General features: G+C 64.6%; 17 protein-coding genes. 8 read left to right on the top strand and 9 right to left on the bottom strand.

What is annotated here, in order from left to right; genetic code table 11:
- Both E4O92_RS05260 and E4O92_RS05255 read left to right on the top strand, forming a co-directional pair.
- The coding region (locus E4O92_RS05260) for a response regulator (RefSeq protein WP_135188698.1) at window positions 1–490 on the top strand (490 nt) is incomplete at its 5' end.
- Window positions 491–700: 210 nt separating this feature from the next.
- The gene (locus E4O92_RS05255) at window positions 701–1,672 is read left to right on the top strand and encodes a gamma-glutamyl-gamma-aminobutyrate hydrolase family protein (protein ID WP_135188697.1); all 972 of its coding nucleotides are present in this window, start codon (window positions 701–703) and stop codon (window positions 1,670–1,672) included.
- 4 nt (window positions 1,673–1,676) lie between these two features.
- Here E4O92_RS05255 and E4O92_RS05250 read toward each other — a convergent pair whose 3' ends face one another.
- Both E4O92_RS05250 and E4O92_RS05245 read right to left on the bottom strand, forming a co-directional pair.
- The gene (locus tag E4O92_RS05250) at window positions 1,677–2,807 is read right to left on the bottom strand and encodes a YbdK family carboxylate-amine ligase (protein ID WP_135188696.1); all 1,131 of its coding nucleotides are present in this window, start codon (window positions 2,805–2,807) and stop codon (window positions 1,677–1,679) included.
- The gene (locus E4O92_RS05245; RefSeq protein WP_135188695.1) at window positions 2,797–3,987 is read right to left on the bottom strand and encodes a cation:proton antiporter; all 1,191 of its coding nucleotides are present in this window, start codon (window positions 3,985–3,987) and stop codon (window positions 2,797–2,799) included. Before E4O92_RS05245 ends, E4O92_RS05250 begins: the two co-directional genes overlap by 11 nt.
- A gap of 180 nt (window positions 3,988–4,167) precedes the next feature.
- On the opposite strand from E4O92_RS05245, the gene E4O92_RS05240 reads away from it, so the two are divergent.
- Window positions 4,168–4,845: a DUF4336 domain-containing protein gene (locus E4O92_RS05240; protein WP_167759697.1), complete on the top strand. Its 678-nt coding sequence runs from the start codon at window positions 4,168–4,170 to the stop codon at window positions 4,843–4,845.
- 117 nt (window positions 4,846–4,962) lie between these two features.
- Here E4O92_RS05240 and E4O92_RS05235 read toward each other — a convergent pair whose 3' ends face one another.
- From E4O92_RS05235 to E4O92_RS05225, 3 genes are read right to left on the bottom strand one after another with little or no spacing between them, the layout of a single operon-like run.
- Complete coding sequence (locus E4O92_RS05235; protein WP_135188693.1) at window positions 4,963–6,132, bottom strand: vWA domain-containing protein; 1,170 nt, start codon at window positions 6,130–6,132, stop codon at window positions 4,963–4,965.
- A gap of 4 nt (window positions 6,133–6,136) precedes the next feature.
- Window positions 6,137–6,727, bottom strand: a complete 591-nt coding sequence (locus tag E4O92_RS05230; protein ID WP_135188692.1) for a GNAT family N-acetyltransferase — start codon at window positions 6,725–6,727, stop codon at window positions 6,137–6,139.
- Window positions 6,724–7,578 carry an AAA family ATPase gene (locus tag E4O92_RS05225; RefSeq protein ID WP_135188691.1) on the bottom strand — a complete coding sequence of 285 codons (855 nt, stop codon included), beginning with the start codon at window positions 7,576–7,578 and terminating at the stop codon, window positions 6,724–6,726. The genes E4O92_RS05230 and E4O92_RS05225 overlap by 4 nt, the downstream gene beginning before the upstream one ends.
- Window positions 7,579–7,755: 177 nt before the next feature.
- Here E4O92_RS05225 and E4O92_RS05220 point away from each other — a divergent pair, with 177 nt between their 5' ends.
- Both E4O92_RS05220 and E4O92_RS05215 read left to right on the top strand, forming a co-directional pair.
- Window positions 7,756–8,085 (top strand): c-type cytochrome, encoded by a 330-nt coding sequence (locus E4O92_RS05220; RefSeq protein WP_135188690.1) that lies wholly within the window; start codon window positions 7,756–7,758, stop codon window positions 8,083–8,085.
- A gap of 10 nt (window positions 8,086–8,095) precedes the next feature.
- Window positions 8,096–8,437: a c-type cytochrome gene (locus tag E4O92_RS05215; RefSeq protein ID WP_135188689.1), complete on the top strand. Its 342-nt coding sequence runs from the start codon at window positions 8,096–8,098 to the stop codon at window positions 8,435–8,437.
- A gap of 58 nt (window positions 8,438–8,495) precedes the next feature.
- Here the strand turns inward: E4O92_RS05215 and E4O92_RS05210 are convergent, their stop codons facing one another.
- The 3 genes from E4O92_RS05210 to E4O92_RS05200 all read right to left on the bottom strand — a co-directional run bounded on the left by E4O92_RS05210 (window position 8,496) and on the right by E4O92_RS05200 (window position 11,286).
- Complete coding sequence (locus tag E4O92_RS05210) at window positions 8,496–8,924, bottom strand: DUF1841 family protein (RefSeq protein WP_135188688.1); 429 nt, start codon at window positions 8,922–8,924, stop codon at window positions 8,496–8,498.
- Between the two features lie 220 nt (window positions 8,925–9,144).
- Window positions 9,145–9,567, bottom strand: coding sequence for a retropepsin-like aspartic protease (locus E4O92_RS05205; RefSeq protein WP_229483073.1), 423 nt, complete (start codon window positions 9,565–9,567; stop codon window positions 9,145–9,147).
- A gap of 174 nt (window positions 9,568–9,741) precedes the next feature.
- Window positions 9,742–11,286, bottom strand: a complete 1,545-nt coding sequence (locus E4O92_RS05200) for a retroviral-like aspartic protease family protein (RefSeq protein WP_135188686.1) — start codon at window positions 11,284–11,286, stop codon at window positions 9,742–9,744.
- 30 nt (window positions 11,287–11,316) lie between these two features.
- Between E4O92_RS05200 and E4O92_RS24725 the strand changes: the two genes are divergently transcribed.
- Window positions 11,317–11,484 (top strand): hypothetical protein, encoded by a 168-nt coding sequence (locus tag E4O92_RS24725; RefSeq protein ID WP_167759696.1) that lies wholly within the window; start codon window positions 11,317–11,319, stop codon window positions 11,482–11,484.
- A 106-nt stretch (window positions 11,485–11,590) separates the two neighbouring features.
- Here E4O92_RS24725 and E4O92_RS05195 read toward each other — a convergent pair whose 3' ends face one another.
- Window positions 11,591–12,208 (bottom strand): RNA pyrophosphohydrolase, encoded by a 618-nt coding sequence (locus E4O92_RS05195; RefSeq protein ID WP_135188685.1) that lies wholly within the window; start codon window positions 12,206–12,208, stop codon window positions 11,591–11,593.
- A 207-nt stretch (window positions 12,209–12,415) separates the two neighbouring features.
- Between E4O92_RS05195 and E4O92_RS05190 the strand changes: the two genes are divergently transcribed.
- Both E4O92_RS05190 and E4O92_RS05185 read left to right on the top strand, forming a co-directional pair.
- Entirely contained in the window at window positions 12,416–14,152 is a 1,737-nt protein-coding gene (locus E4O92_RS05190) for a proline--tRNA ligase (RefSeq protein WP_135188684.1), read from the top strand.
- Window positions 14,149–14,787 carry a lytic transglycosylase domain-containing protein gene (locus E4O92_RS05185; RefSeq protein WP_229483069.1) on the top strand — a complete coding sequence of 213 codons (639 nt, stop codon included), beginning with the start codon at window positions 14,149–14,151 and terminating at the stop codon, window positions 14,785–14,787. Before E4O92_RS05190 ends, E4O92_RS05185 begins: the two co-directional genes overlap by 4 nt.
- The last annotated feature ends 169 nt before the right edge of the window (window positions 14,788–14,956 follow it).

The raw sequence follows: 14,956 nt of genomic DNA, 5'->3' as shown, positions 1-14,956 counted from the left end.
AGCCCGCGTTCCCGACCGCCGCGCCGCGGCCGGACCGTCCAGTTACCGCCGGCGCCATCCCCGGCTGATTGATGACATGCCGGACCCCGCGCGGTACGAAGCGCAGCGCCAGGCGCCGCCGAGCGGCGCGGTGCTGATCATCGACAGCGGCGGGGCGTTCCGCGACAACGTGGCCAAGGTGCTGGGCGCGCGCCGGGGGCCGGTCGAATGGACCGACAGCGCGCCGACCGCGGTGCGGCTGTGCGACGAGACGCCGGTGTCGCTGGTGATGATCAACACCTCGGTGCCGGGCGTCGATCCGTACGCGGTGTGCGGCAAGATCAAGGCGCAGGGCGGGGGGCGCACGGCGGTCGTGTTGCTGGTGGGGCCGGCCTTCCATTACGACAGCGCGCGGGCGCGCGATGCCGGCGTGCGCGGGCTGCTCGACAAGCCGGTGGCGGAGCGGCATCTGGTGGCGGCGCTGCACAAGCTGTTGTCGCTGCCTGGGTAGCGGGATCGTGCGCAAGGCGTAGGGTGCGCACCTGTGCGCACGCGGTCACCATTCGCTGGCTCGCGGCTGCCGCTTCGTGACGCCGCCTTCGCGAACCGCGTGCGCACAGGTGCGCACCCTACAGCGGTCTGCCAGCGTTTCATGCTTCCGCACTCAGTTTTTGTTACAACTTCGAATCGTGCGCGGTCGTGGCCGGCCTATAGTTGATACATGGCAGATGACAATGACAAGCCGCGCCCGCCTGAGCAAGACAGCCCTGCCGAACCAGCCCGCGTTCCCGACCGCCGCGCCGCGGCCGGACCGTCCAGTTACCAGCGGCACGGCGATACCCCGTTCGCACTCGCCAGGCGCGTGCTCAGCTCGCGCTGGCGCACGTTTCGCGACCGCTTTTCGCGCGACTTCATGCGCCGCACACTGCGCATCGGCGTCTCCGCGCGCATCTACCATCCTGAACCGGGCGCGAGCGGACTGCTCAGCAAGAACCTGCAATATCTCGAGGAGTCGATCGCACAGTGGGTGATGTCGCGCGACGTGCTGGTGATGATGGTGCCGACGGTTAACACGAATGGCCTCCTGCATCCCAGTAACATCACCCTGCGCCACTACGCGCGCCAGCTGGACGGGCTGGTGCTGCAGGGCGGCGCCGACGTGGCGCCGCAGACCTACCATGAAACGCCAGCGCGCCCCGAATGGGTCGGCGACCGCGCGCGCGACATCTACGAGCTGGAGCTGCTGCATGAGTTCATCGAGGCCGGCAAGCCAGTGCTCGGGATCTGCCGCGGTTGCCAGCTGATTAACGTGGCCTTCGGCGGCTCGCTGTTCCAGGACGTCGCGACCGACCTGCCCAACTCGCTCGAGCACGTGCATTCGGATTACGACGCGCACCGCCACGCGATTGTGTTCCCGCCCGGCTCGTCGCTGGGCCAGATGTTTCCCGACCAGCAGCGGCCGACCGTCAACTCGATCCACCACCAGGCGGTCAATCGTCTTGGGCGCGATTTGCGGGTCGAGGCGATCTCCGACCCGGACGGCGTGATCGAGGCGATCCGCTACGACCGCGCCGACTTCGTCATGGGCCTGCAGTGGCATCCCGAATTCCACCGTGCGGGCGGGGTCGACCTGCTCGACTGCACCCCGGTGCTCGACGAGTTCCTGCGCGCCGCGCGCGAGACCCGGTTCTGACGGCTCAGCTCATCCGGCGCTCGCCCCGAAAGCGCTGGATCGCGGCGTGCACCATGCCTTCAAGGCTGCCCTGGCGCTCGTACTGGCGGCGCAGGAAGCTCGCGTCGCTGCCTTCGGCGACGGCCGCTTCCAGATGCAGCAGCGCGTCGCGGCTGCCCAGCGCTTCGAAGTGCGGGGTCATCATCCGCAGCGTCGCCAGGATGTCTTCGCGCAGCGACATCGTCTGATACGTCTTGGGATGGGTGACCGCGCCGTCCAGTCCGAAGCGGCAGGCCTGGAAGCGGTTGTAGTTGTAGACCAGGTAGTCGTCCTCGACCGGCGGCGTTTCGGTGCGCAGCAAGAGGTGCCGGCACAGCGCCTGCAGGTAGCCGGCCAGCGCCGCCGCCCGTTCGACCGTCAGCGGCGTGTCGCACACGCGCAGCTCGATCGTGCCGAATTCGGGCTTGGGCCGGATGTCCCAGTAAAAGTCCTTCATGCTCTTGATGATGCCGGTGCGCTCCATCTTGGCGAAGTAGACGTGTTCGAACTCGTCCCACGACAGCGTGAACGGCGCCCGCCCGCTCATCGGGAACGCGAACACGGAGTTCAGGCGCGCCGAGTCGAACAGGCTGTCCTGGGCCTGGACGAACGGCGAGGAGCTTGATAACGCGATGAAGTGCGGGATATAGCGGCTGAGCGAATGCAGCAGGTACAGCGCATCGTCGCCGCTGCCGCAACCGATGTGCACGTGCTGGCCAAACACCGTGAACTGCTTGGCCAGGTAGCCGTACAGCGACGAGAGGTGCTCGAAGCGCGGCTTGGCGAAGATTTTCTGCTCCGACCAGTGCTGGAACGGATGGGTGCCGCCGCCGCAGATGCCGATGTTGAGCAGGTCGCCGGCGGCGACCAGGATGTCGCGGATCTCGCGCAGCTGGTCCAGCAGCGGCTGGTATTGCGCGTGCACGCTCGAGTTAATCTCGATCATGCTCTCGGTGATCTCCGGCGTCACGTTGCCGGGGAACGGTTTGCGCTCGAGCAGGTGCAGCAGGTCGGGGCTGGCCGCGGTCAGGTCCAGGTCGGACAGGCTCACCAGCTGCAGTTCAAGCTCGACGCCGACGGTGAGCGGGTCGGAAGGTTTGAAGGCTTCAAGCGGCATGGCTGCGCTCCGGTACTTCGTGCGCCCACAGCAGGGCGCGTTGGATGATGATCGGCCCGAACACTTCGAGCAGCATGGTCACGCCAGCCATCGCGCGCAGTTCATCGACCACCTGCACGCCGGCGTGGCGCGCGTGCTCGAGCAGCAGGATCACGAACACCGACAGCGGCGCCAGCGCGAGCCCGGTCAGCGCGCCCTTGCGCCACGAAATACCAGACAGGTGCGAGAACAGCGCTACGCCCACGGTCTTGGTGACCAGGCGCGCGGCCACCACCAGCAGGGCCAGGGTGCCACCGGACACCACCTGGCGCCAGTTGAGCGTGGACGCCGCGAACACGAACAGCAGCACGGTGAGCAGCTCGCCGAGCGCGCCGAAGTTGCGCTGCGTCTGGCTGAACGCGACGCGCCGATGGCGCGAGACCAGGCCGAAGAACAGCGTGGCCACGACCGGTGACAGGTGCGCGGTGTCGCATATCGCCACCAGCAGGATCACGCCGATCGCGAAAGCGACCGTGGCATCCAGGCGCGGATTGCCGATCGCGCGCAGCAGGGCCGGCACCGCGATGCCGAACACGGCGCCGGTGAAGGCCGACATGACCAGCGCGATCAGGCTCTTCCACAGGGCGTCGCCGAGATCTTCCGATGTTCGAAATAGCCAGAACCCGATCACCACGTTAAACGCGAACACGGCCAGCACGCAGTTCTGGGCCGACAGGTGCAGCGCGCGCTCGGTGACCTGGCCGGAGCTGCGCTGCTCGTTGATCACGCGGACCACGGTGGCAGGGGAGGTGGCCATCGCCAGCGAGGCCAGCATGAGCGTGGTGAGTTGCGGCGTGCCGACCCGGTTGGCGATGACATAGACGGCGACGAAGGTAGCCAGCGCCTCGACCAGCCCTGCCACCCCGATCCACGGATTGGCGCGCAGCCAGTGCAGGTTGATGCGGTAGCCCAGTTCGAACAGGATCAGGCCGAACGAGACATCGGCCAGCAGCGCGATCATGCTCGTGTCGGGCGCCGGCAGCACGCCCAGCTGGGGGCTGGCGAGGGCGAACCCGGCCAGGCCGTAAAAGCTGATGCGTGGCAGTCCGGTCCAGCGCTGCCCGAACTCGCCGGCCACCCACGCTACCGCGATTGCAAACGGCCACGCGAGACTGGTCAGGATCGAGAGCAGGTCGGGCATGCATTGTCCTTGGCGAAGTTGGAAAATGGCCGCTGGCGGCAATTATGTGGCCGATTCTACAAGAGCCACCGCTGCGCACGATTGGGGTCTATGATGGGCTGGATGAGCGTGCGGAAACTCGGGAGGGGCTCTTCGGGAGTTCCGGTATGATGTGCTGGTCTTGTCATCGAGATGATCGACATGCTCCAACAGGTTGCGCAGGATATCTGGCATCTTCCCTACCATTTCACGACATCCGGCGTGCGCCTCTCCACGCGCATGACGGTCGTGCGGCTGCGCCAAAACAGGCTCTGGCTGCATTCCCCGGTGCCGGTGTCGCCGCAGGTGCGCGCCCAGTTGGTGGCGCTGGGCGAGGTGGCGTTTATCGTTGCGCCGAACAAGGCGCACCACCTGTTCGTCGGCGATTGCGCCGCGGCGTTTCCGGATGCGCTGGTGTTCGTCGCACCGGGCCTTGTCGAGAAACGGGGCGATTTGCAGGGTCTGCGCGAGCTGAGCGAGACGCCGGAACCGCAGTGGCAGGAGGAGCTCGGGCAGCTGTTCGTTCCCGGCATACCCGCCGTGAATGAAACCGTCTGGTTCCACCATGCCTCGCGCACGCTGATCCTCACCGACCTGTGCCAGTGGTGGCAGGGCAGCATACCGTTGTCGTCCCGGCTGTTTGCGACGCTGAACGGGGTGCGCTCGCGGCTGGCGGTGCCGTACATGATCCGCCTGATGGTGAAGGACCGGCCGGCGCTGGGGCGCAGTATCCACAGGATGTTCGAGTGGGATATCGGGCGGGTGATCGTGGCGCACAATGCCATCGTGGAAACGGACGCGCGCGAAGCGCTGCGGCGGGCGTTTGCGGAGGTGCTTTGAGCCGGAGGCGTAGGGTGCGCACCTGTGCGCACGCGGTACGTGTGCGTGCACGAGCCAACGGCTTTCAAACGTACAGCGTGCGCACAGGTGCGCACCCTACGATTCCGAGCGCGGGTGTTATTTGCTGAGCAAACGCATCGCGCGTTCCAGCCCCGCGATCGTGACCGGGAACATGCGATTGTTCATGATCTGGCGGATGATGGCCGTCGATTGCCGGTACTGCCACATGCTCTCGGGCTCGGGATTGAGCCAGGCGAATTTGGGAAAGGCATTGCAAAAGCGCGCCAGCCATTCGGCTCCGGCTTCCTCGTTGTTGTACTCGACCGAGCCGCCCGGCTGCAGAACCTCGTAGGGGCTCATGGTCGCGTCGCCGACAAAGATCAGGCGCGTGTCGGGCGGGTACTTGCGCAGCACGTCCCAGGTCGGGAAGCGTTCGGCGTGGCGGCGACGGTTGTTCTTCCACAGGTAGTCGTAGACGCAGTTGTGGAAGTAGAAGAACTCCATGTTCTTGAATTCGGTTTTGGCGGCCGAGAACAGTTCTTCGGTGCGTTCGATGTGTTCGTCCATCGTGCCGCCCACGTCCAGCAGCATCAATACCTTGATCCGGTTCTTGCGCTCGGGCTGCATCCGGATGTCGAGGTAGCCGGCGTTGTTCGCGGTCGAGCGGATCGTGTCCTCGAGCGCCAGTTCCTCTTCCGCGCCGTGGCGCGCAAAGCGCCGCAGCCGGCGCAGCGCGACTTTGATATTGCGTGTGCCCAGTTCGCGTTCGGCGTCGTAGTCGCGGTAGGTGCGCTGGTCCCACACCTTGACGGCGCTGCGGTTGCGGCCCTGGCCGCCGATGCGGATGCCTTCCGGGTTGGTGCCGCCGTTCCCGAATGGGGAAGTGCCGCCGGTGCCGATCCAGGTGTCGCCGCATTCATGGCGTTCCTGCTGTTCCTTGAGTAGCTGCTCCAGGCGCTCCATCAGCTTGTCGTAGCCGAGCTTTTGCAGCTGCGCCTTCTGCTCTGGCGTGAGCTCGCGTTCCAGGCGTTTGATCAGCCACTCGAGCGGGATCGCGGCCTTGGTGTCGAACACCGTTTCGACGCCTTTGAAGTAGGCGCTGAACGCGCGGTCGAACTTGTCGAAGTGTGCTTCGTCCTTTACCAGGGTGAGCCGCGCGAGGTAGTAGAACTGATCGAACGAGGGCGCGATCACGTTGTTCTTCAGCGCCTCGAGCAAGGTCAAGAATTCCCTGATCGTGACCGGGACCTTGGCGTCGCGCAGCGCAAAGAAGAAGTCGATCAGCATGGCGTCAAGGACGAGCGTACTTGTTCAACTTGTCGTGCAGGCGGCTTTTGACCTCGGGCCATTCGCTGCGCATGATGCTGTACATGACGGTGTCGCGCACGGTGCCGTCGCGCCGCGGGTGGTGGTGGCGCAGGATTCCGTCCTTCTGCGCGCCCAGCCGTTCGATCGCGGCTTGCGATGCCAGGTTCAGGTTGTCGGTGCGCAGTCCCACCAGCTCGCAGCCGAGCGTGTCGAATGCGTGCGACATCAGCATCAGCTTGCAGCTGGTGTTGACGTGGCTGCGCTGGCGGCTCTTGGCATACCAGGTAAAGCCGATCTCGACGCGCCCGATCGCCGGCACGATGTCGTGGTAGCTGGTCGATCCCATCACCGCGCCGGTTGCCGCGTCGAGCACGGCAAAGCCCATCCGGTTCGGCGTGTCGAGCGCTTCGCGGATGTACTGCTCCACCATGTGCGGTTCGGGCACCGAGGTCACGCGCAGGTTCCACAGTTCGCCGTCGCTGGCGGCGGCGCGCAGGCCGTCCGCATGCCGCAGCGACAGCGGCTCCAGCCGCACGCCATTGAATTCGAGGGTGGTCGGTTGTACGGAGATCATCGGTTGGTCCTCGCCATGTAGACCAGGCGCTCGAACAGGTGCACGTCCTGTTCGTTCTTGAGCAGCGCGCCGGCGAGCGGCGGCACGACGGCCTTGGCGTCCTGGCTGCGCAGCGCTTCCAACGGGATGTCCTCGGCCAGCAGCAGCTTGAGCCAGTCGAGCAATTCCGAGGTCGACGGCTTTTTCTTCAGGCCCGGCACGTCGCGCAGGCCGTAGAAGCTTTCCAGTGCCGCGGCCAGGAGGTCCTGCTTGAGTGTGGGGTAGTGGACCTTGACGATGTCGGTCATCGTGTCGCGATCCGGGAATTTGATGTAATGGAAAAAGCAGCGGCGCAGGAAGGCGTCCGGCAGTTCCTTTTCGTTGTTCGAGGTGATGATCACCAGCGGCCGGTGCCTGGCCACGACCATCTCGCGCGTTTCGTAGACGTAGAACTCCATCCGGTCCAGTTCGCGCAGCAGGTCGTTGGGGAATTCGATGTCGGCCTTGTCGATCTCGTCGATCAGCAGCACCACCGGCTCGGGCGAGGTGAAGGCCTGCCACAGCACGCCCTTGACGATGTAGTTGTGGATGTCGTGCACGCGCTCGTCGCCCAGCTGCGAATCGCGCAGGCGCGAGACCGCGTCGTATTCATACAGGCCCTGCTGCGCCTTGGTGGTCGACTTGATGTGCCACTGCAGCAGCGGCCGGTCGAGCGCGGCTGCGACTTCCTCGGCCAGCATGGTCTTGCCGGTGCCCGGTTCGCCCTTGATCAGCAGCGGACGCGACAGCGTTACGGCGGCGTTGACCGCCAGTTTCAAATCATCGGTGGCGACGTAGGTGTCGGTCCCTTCGAAGCGTTGTGGAGCTTGCATATACGTCATGAGCGAGAGTGGAACTTGTCCGAGTATATGCCAGAACAGGCGGGGGCGCGCCGCAGGTCCTACCGTATAGACTGGCACAAAGTCTTGCTATAGAATCGACAAGTTGGTAGAGGTTTGCTATTTGTTTTTGCAGTTGCGGTATTCGATTCTAACTTTACGATTCCCACCATGAAAAAATTCTTAGCAGTGCTCGCCTTGGCCGGTTGCGCCAGCGTTGCCACGGCGGCAGATGCCGTCGGCAACCCCGCAGCAGGCCGGGCAAAGACAGAAATGTGCGCCGGCTGTCATGGCATTCCCGACTACAAGGCATCCTTTCCTGAAGTCTATCGGGTACCGAAAATCGGCGGGCAGTCCCAAAAGTACATCGAATCCGCACTGCAAGCCTACAAGAAGGGGGATCGCAAACATCCGTCGATGAATGGCATCGCCGCGACCCTGTCGGACCAGGACATTGCCGATCTGGCAGCCTACTACGCCCAGCAGGGCGCGCAAAAATAAGGGGAGCGCCATGAAAAAACTGATGATCGCGCTGGTCGCCGGGACTGTTTCGATGCATGCGTTCGCCGGTGGCAACGTGGACAAGGGCAAGGAGCTGGCCACCAAGCACGCCTGCGCTTCGTGCCACGGCGCCGACTACAAATCCCCGATTGATCCGAGCTATCCCAAGCTGGCCGGCCAGTATCAGGATTACCTGGTCCATGCGCTGACCGCCTACAAGCGCGGCGACAAGCCCTACGGCCGCAACAACCCGATCATGGGCGGCATGGTCCAGCCCCTGTCGGACCAGGACAAGGCCGACATCGCTGCCTACCTTTCGAGCCTGCCGTCGCCGCTGGTCTCGCAGCGCTGACCCGGGTTCCGCCCGTCATCAAGCCGCGCTCGCCGCGGCTTTTTTGCGTCTGTACCGATCAGCGCGAAGCACGCCGGCGCACGCAGTCGATGTAGCCCGTGGCATCCGGCGGCAGGCCGGAGCGCTGCGAGGCCCAGATCATCTCGCCCAGGCATTCCATGATTTCGTGGTGCGCTTCGTGCTCGCCCACGCGCGCGGCCAGCATGTCGTGCGCGGCCTTGATGCCGCGCGGCTGGTCGACCGACACCTGCTCCGAGATGGACAAGTGCATCGACAGGTGCAGGAACGGGTTCGCCTGGCCGCCTTCGACCGAGTAGTCGCGCTCAAGCGCGGCGTCGACATCCGACAGTGCTTCGTGATATTCGGGATGCTGGGCGATCCAGTCGGCGGCGATGGCGTCCATCGGCGTGAGGACTTCGCCCGCGCGCTGCTTGCGGTAGGCTTCGCAGAAGAAGCGGCGGACATCGTTCGAGGATGGGGTAAACATGGATGGGATGGCAGGTAATTGAAGGCAGCATTGTAGCGCAGCCTGTTTATCCGCCCAGGCGCGCGGCATCTTCTGTTCCAGCGCGCCGAGGAACGGCGCCTGCGGCCACGCCCCTGTTCCGGGGCCTGTTGGCTGAACCGCTGGCGGTACTCCCAATCCGCGTGCGCAGCAAAGCTGCACACCCTACAGGATGCGCAGCGGATCTCGACAAGGTAATCTATTACCTCGCAGCCGTCTTGGGGGCTTGGGCTTGCTGCGGAATCCTTGGCTCCAGGCCGTTGCGCCGGTTGAACACGTCGCCGCCGAGGTAGGCCAGGTACAGTTTGCGCTGGCCCATCGCAAACAGCAGGCGGTGCGTGCGCAAGAAGTCCTGGCCGAGCCGGACGTCGATCCCATCCCAGCCTTCCGAATCGATGACGTCGATCTCGCCACCGCGGATCGTCTCGCTGCCGATGCTGAACGTGTCGATCGGGGCGCTCCAGTGCGCCACGCGCCGGTTGGTGCCGACGACGCGAATGTCTTCGAGGCGCTTCACGCCGGGCGCGTCGACAGTGAAGCCGGCGCGTTTGGCTGCGGCGAGCGTGACAGTCGTGTGGTGCACCCCGGTGTCGACCAGGGCCGCGAGCTTGCGCCCGTTGAGCATGACGGTCAAGTGCGGGTTGGGGCTGTATCCATTTCCGCGTTCGAACGGGACGGCGATGGACGCCTCCTTCGAGCATGTAAAGGTGTTTAGAAAAAATGCAACAATGCAAGGGCGTAATGCTGGGCCTCGCCTTGTTATTGCGCCCTGTGCTTACCTGGCAGCGCGCGCCGGTGCTCAGCCTGCGTCCGGCTTTGGCGCGCCCTTGGGCGGCGCGCATTCGACCCGGCGGGCTTCGATCAGGGCGCGCGCGGTGTCCTTGTCACCGTGCGCGGTGTGCCACTCGGCCATATAGGTCCGGGCCTCGCAGCCGCGCTGTTTGGGCTGGTAGTCCTCGCTTGCCGCCAGCTTGAGCAACTTGTCGCCGTTGATTTTGCCGAGGTAAAAGTCGGCAATCGGCGCCGGCCAGGCATCGCTGAGGTGTTTCGCAGTGCGGGCCTGGAGCTCGCTTTTCGCGAGTTCCGTTTCGCCGTTGCGCAAGCGCGCCAGATACAGCCACAGCTCGCCGTAGCGTTCGGCCGGCAGCTGGTCGAGCCCCGCGTTAATGCGCGCAATCGCGTCGGGATAGCGCCCGCGCCGCACCAGGTCGCGACCGAGCACGAGGTTGGCTTGCGGGCTGCCGCTGGCCGCCGCCAGTTCCAGCCAGTTGTTTGCCACCGCCGAATTCTTCTCCACGCCGCTGCCAGCCCCATACATCAGCGCCAGCCTGTACTGTGCGTCGGCGTTGCCGGCTTCGGCCTCCTGCCGCATCCACGGCTCGAGACCGTCGCGCCGGGCGAACACGTCGCCGCCAAGGTAGGCCAGGTACAGTTTGCGCTGTCCCACCGCGAACAGCAGGCGGTGCGCGCGCAGGAAGTCCTGGCCAAGCACGACGTCGGCACTGTTGTTGCTTTGCGAATCGACGATGCCGATCTCGCCACCGCGTATCATTTCGCCGCCAATGCTGAACGTGTCGATCGGGGCGCTCCAATGCGCCACGTGCTCGGCGCCGACGCCGCTCAGGTCATTGAGGCGCTTGACACCAGGCGCGTCGACATTGATGCCCAGGCGTTTGGCTGCGGCGAGCGTGAGCGTGGTGTGGTGTGCCCCGGTGCCGATCATTGCCTCAAGCTTGTGCCCATTGAGCATGACGGTGAAGTGCGGGTTGGGGCTCTTCCCGTGTCCCCGTTCGAACGGAATGACGATCGACTGTTCGTTCCAGTACGGCAGGTAGGTGTCGTCGCAATTTTGCGGCCGGTGTAACTTGAGTTCCTTGTCCCTGAGCGAGATTTCCATGTCCATCTGGAACAGGAAGGGTGCGCCCGCGATCGCGTCGAACGACAGGGTGTTAGTCGTGTGACCGATCACCGGCAACTCGATCTTGCGTGAAGACTGGGCAGGTCCGATCCCGAAGTCCTTCAGCCGGGCCCAGTAGAGCCGTGAGGAGCCGGCTATCCCGCTCACGTAACGGCCGGTCATGTGCAGTGCCAGGCCGCGCTTTTCGGTGGCGTTGCGGGTGAGGTAGGTATCGTCGGAACCGGTGTCGATCAGCATCGTGGCCGGGGTGCCGTCGATGGTTCCGTCGACGGCCGGCACCAGGCCGGCGCCGGCGAAGCGGATCGGCAGGGTCGCCACATTGACATAGGTGCACTGGGGAGCTTGCTCGGCAGCCAGGAGGGCGGCGGGCAGCAGTGCCAGGCCGGCGGCGAACAAGAGCGGGAGGCGCAAGGTGGACGTTGTCATCCGTCAATTCTACCTTGCGAGTTTGTAAATATGTCAATCAAAAAATACAACAATTCGAGAACGAAATGCAGCGATCGCCTTGTTGTTGCGCGTGCCGGCAACTTAGTTCTCGTCCGGCAACCTGAAAGCTTGCTCAGCGGCGAGCAGGGCGGCTGGCAGCAGGGCCAGCCCGGCGGCGACAACGAGCGGGAGGCGTGAGGCGGAGTGACATTGTCAAACCGCGAGATGTTGCAAAGTTGACAATTATAAGACGCAACAAAGTAAGAACGCCGCAGCGTCCTCGCTTGGTTGCTGCGCGCGGCGCTTACTTGTCGTCGGGCAGAAGTACCAGTTGTGATTCAGCAACAGTTACTGTCGCACCGGCGGTCTGGATGACCGTCGACGTCCCCTTGACCACCGCTTGCGCACGCGGCTGGCGCAGGTAGCGCGCGCTCTGGCGCCGCTCGTGGGTCGGCTGAATGAAGCGCGACAGTTCCTGCAGCGCGCGCTGGTAGACCTCGCGCTTGAATTCGATCACCGTGTCCAGCGGCACCCAGTAGTCGTGCCAGCGCCAGGCGTCGAATTCCGGATGGTCGGTCAGGCGCAGGTTGACGTCATTGTCGCGCGCGATCATGCGCAGCAGGAACCAGATTTGCTTCTGCCCGCGGTAATGCCCGCGAATCTCGCGCTTGATAAAATGGTCAGGCACCTCGTAGCGCAGCCAGTCGCGGGTGCGGCCCACGATCTTGACATGCTCCTGGCGCAGGCCAATCTCTTCCTCGAGTTCGCGGTACATTGCCTGTTCCGGCGTTTCGCCGTACTTGATACCCCCTTGCGGGAACTGCCACGAGTGCTCGCGCACACGCTTGCCCCACCACACTTCATTATGTGCGTTGAGCAGGATGATGCCGACGTTGGGGCGGAACCCTTCACGATCGAGCATAAGTGCACCTCGAAACTTTCTGCCGGCAGGTGGTCGTCCCTTACATTTTTATCCACAAATCCAGGACCGCGCCCGGCGGCTCCCCGGCCCAAGCGGCAGGAAGCCCCGGTTTCGGACCCATTTGTACAAAGTTTGGACGCATCAGCCGGCTAATCCTTTAAAATTAGGTCGATTATAACCCTCTCTTTTTAAAAAGAATTCATCGATATGCGCGCCTCACGATTTTTTATTTCAACTCTTAAAGAAGCGCCGTCGGACGCGGAAATCGTCAGCCACCAACTGATGATGCGCGCCGGCATGATCAAACGCCAAGGTTCCGGGATCTACACCTACATGCCGGTTGGCCTGCGCGTGATCCGCAAGGTCGAGGCCATCATCCGCGAAGAGATGGACAAGGCGGGCGCTATCGAGACTCTGATGCCGGTCGTGCAACCTGCCGAGTTGTGGCAGGAGACCGGCCGCTGGGACAAGATGGGGCCGGAACTGATGCGCGTCAAGGACCGCCACGGCCGTGACTACGCGATCCAGCCGACCTCGGAAGAGGTGGTCACCGACGTCGTGCGTACCGAGCTCAAGTCGTACCGCCAGCTGCCGATCAACTTCTACCAGATCCAGACCAAGTTCCGCGACGAGCGCCGCCCGCGCTTCGGCGTCATGCGCGGCCGTGAGTTCACGATGAAGGATGCCTACTCGTTCGACCGCGACGTCGAAGGCATGCAGAAGTCGTACCAGATCATGTTCGAGGCGTACCAGAAGATTTTCACCCGCTTCGGCCTGCAGTTCCGCGCGGTGGCGGCCGACAACGGCGCGATCGGCGGCACCGGCTCGCACGAGTTCCACGTGATCGCCTCGACCGGCGAGGACGCGCTGGTGTACTGCCCGACCTCCGACTACGCCGCCAATATGGAAGCGGCCGAGGCGCTGCCGCTGATCCAGGCCCGCGCTGCCGCGACCGAGTCGCTGGTCAAGACCCCGACTCCGGGCAAGACCAAGTGCGAGGACGTCGCCCAGATGCTGGGCCTGCCGCTGGCGCGCACCGTCAAGGCGATCGCGCTGACCGTCGAAAAAGAAGAGGAGGGCAAGGTCGCCAAGGAGAACTGGCTGCTGCTGCTGCGCGGCGACCACGAGCTCAACGAAGTGAAGGTCTCGAAGGTGCCGGGTCTGTCGAGCTTCCGTTTCGCCAGCGAAGCCGAGATCGTGGAAGCCTACGGCACCCTGCCTGGCTACCTGGGCCCGATCAATACCAAACAGCCGGTCAGAATCGTGGCCGACCGCACCGTGGCCAACATGGCCGACTTTGTGTGCGGCGCCAACGAGGCCGACTACCACTACACGGGCGCCAACTGGGGCCGCGACCTGGCCGAGCCGATGGCGGTGGCTGACCTGCGCAACGTGGTCGAAGGCGACGCTTCGCCGGACGGCAAGGGCGTGCTCGCGATCGAGCGCGGCATCGAAGTGGGCCACGTGTTCCAGCTTGGCACTGCGTATTCGGCCGCGATGAACGCCACCTTCCTGGACGAGAACGGCAAGCCGGCTCCGCTGCAGATGGGCTGCTACGGCATCGGCGTGACCCGCATCCTGGGCGCGGCGATCGAGCAGAACTTCGACGACAAGGGCATCATCTGGCCGCAATCCATCGCGCCGTTCGAGCTGGTGCTGTGCCCGATGGGCTACGACCGCAGCGAACTGGTCAAGGAGCAGACCGACAGCCTGTACGCGCAATTGCAGGCGCTGGGCGTGGACGTGATCCTCGACGACCGCGGCCTGCGCCCGGGCTCGATGTTCGCCGACTGGGAGCTGATCGGCGTACCGCACCGCATCGTCATCGGTGAACGTGGCCTGAAGGAAGGCAACCTGGAATACCAGGGCCGCCGCGACGAGGCCGCGACCGCGGTGCCGGCGGCGGACATGGCCGGCTTCATCAAGGACAAGCTCGGCCGGTGAGGCGCGTCAGCGCACAGGGCCGGTTGCGCGCCTGGCTTGGCTGCGCGCTGCTCGCCGCCGGCCTTGTCGTGGGCGCCGGCGCAGAGGCCGGCAACCAGAAGGAAGAAGCGCTGGCCGACTCCGTTCGGCTGGCCTTGTCCAACGCGATCCACGCCGACCGCCCGCCCAAGCCGGTGTTTCGCGACGAGACGGCGCGGCTACGCTACCAGGCCTGGTTCGACGCCATGTCCGCGCGCCTGAAGCGCCGGCTGCCGGACGAGCAGGCGCGCACCGAGTTCCTCGAGACGGCGTGGTACGAAGCCAAGCGCGCGGGACTCGATCCCGGACTGGTGCTGGGCCTGATCCAGGTCGAGTCGGCGTACCGCAAGTACGCGGTCTCGATTGCCGGCGCGCGTGGCTACATGCAGGTGATGCCGTTCTGGACCTCGGTTATCGGGGACAGCAACCGGCGCGCGCTGTTCGACATGCAAACCAACCTGCGCTATGGCTGCTCGATCCTGCGCATGTATATCGACATGGAGCAGGGCAACCTGTTCCTCGCGCTGGGCCGCTACAACGGCAGCCGGGGACGGCCCGAATACCCGAACGCGGTGCTGGCCGCGTGGAAGAACTGGGAATTCAAGGCGGCGTTTTGAACGACGCCGTCTGTATTTCGTAGGGTGCGCACCTGTGCGCACGCGGTTCGCAAACGCAGTGCATTGGCACAGGCGCCGCGAGTCCGCACACGATGACCGCGTGCGCACAGGTGCGCACCCTACGCTGCGCCCCGCATAAACAATCCCGCAACATATCAAACAGGCCACA

It is taken from the genome of Massilia horti (assembly GCF_004614195.1).
Classification (GTDB): Bacteria; Pseudomonadota; Gammaproteobacteria; order Burkholderiales; family Burkholderiaceae_D; genus Telluria; species Telluria horti.
This window is presented reverse-complemented; position numbering and strand designations above follow the sequence as displayed.

Excerpts from the sequence above, each read along its gene's own strand:
- E4O92_RS05210 (WP_135188688.1), bottom strand. The coding sequence starts at position 8,924 with ATGTTTACCCCATCCTCGAACGATGTCCGCCGCTTCTTCTGCGAAGCC.
- E4O92_RS24725 (WP_167759696.1), top strand. The coding sequence starts at position 11,317 with ATGTCAATCAAAAAATACAACAATTCGAGAACGAAATGCAGCGATCGC.
- E4O92_RS05205 (WP_229483073.1), bottom strand. The coding sequence starts at position 9,567 with ATGCTCAACGGGCGCAAGCTCGCGGCCCTGGTCGACACCGGGGTGCAC.
- E4O92_RS05200 (WP_135188686.1), bottom strand. The coding sequence starts at position 11,286 with ATGACAACGTCCACCTTGCGCCTCCCGCTCTTGTTCGCCGCCGGCCTG.
- E4O92_RS05240 (WP_167759697.1), top strand. The coding sequence starts at position 4,168 with ATGCTCCAACAGGTTGCGCAGGATATCTGGCATCTTCCCTACCATTTC.
- E4O92_RS05245 (WP_135188695.1), bottom strand. The coding sequence starts at position 3,987 with ATGCCCGACCTGCTCTCGATCCTGACCAGTCTCGCGTGGCCGTTTGCA.
- E4O92_RS05195 (WP_135188685.1), bottom strand. The coding sequence starts at position 12,208 with ATGCTCGATCGTGAAGGGTTCCGCCCCAACGTCGGCATCATCCTGCTC.
- E4O92_RS05190 (WP_135188684.1), top strand. The coding sequence starts at position 12,416 with ATGCGCGCCTCACGATTTTTTATTTCAACTCTTAAAGAAGCGCCGTCG.
- E4O92_RS05230 (WP_135188692.1), bottom strand. The coding sequence starts at position 6,727 with ATGATCTCCGTACAACCGACCACCCTCGAATTCAATGGCGTGCGGCTG.
- E4O92_RS05225 (WP_135188691.1), bottom strand. The coding sequence starts at position 7,578 with ATGCAAGCTCCACAACGCTTCGAAGGGACCGACACCTACGTCGCCACC.
- E4O92_RS05255 (WP_135188697.1), top strand. The coding sequence starts at position 701 with ATGGCAGATGACAATGACAAGCCGCGCCCGCCTGAGCAAGACAGCCCT.
- E4O92_RS05235 (WP_135188693.1), bottom strand. The coding sequence starts at position 6,132 with ATGCTGATCGACTTCTTCTTTGCGCTGCGCGACGCCAAGGTCCCGGTC.
- E4O92_RS05215 (WP_135188689.1), top strand. The coding sequence starts at position 8,096 with ATGAAAAAACTGATGATCGCGCTGGTCGCCGGGACTGTTTCGATGCAT.
- E4O92_RS05220 (WP_135188690.1), top strand. The coding sequence starts at position 7,756 with ATGAAAAAATTCTTAGCAGTGCTCGCCTTGGCCGGTTGCGCCAGCGTT.
- E4O92_RS05250 (WP_135188696.1), bottom strand. The coding sequence starts at position 2,807 with ATGCCGCTTGAAGCCTTCAAACCTTCCGACCCGCTCACCGTCGGCGTC.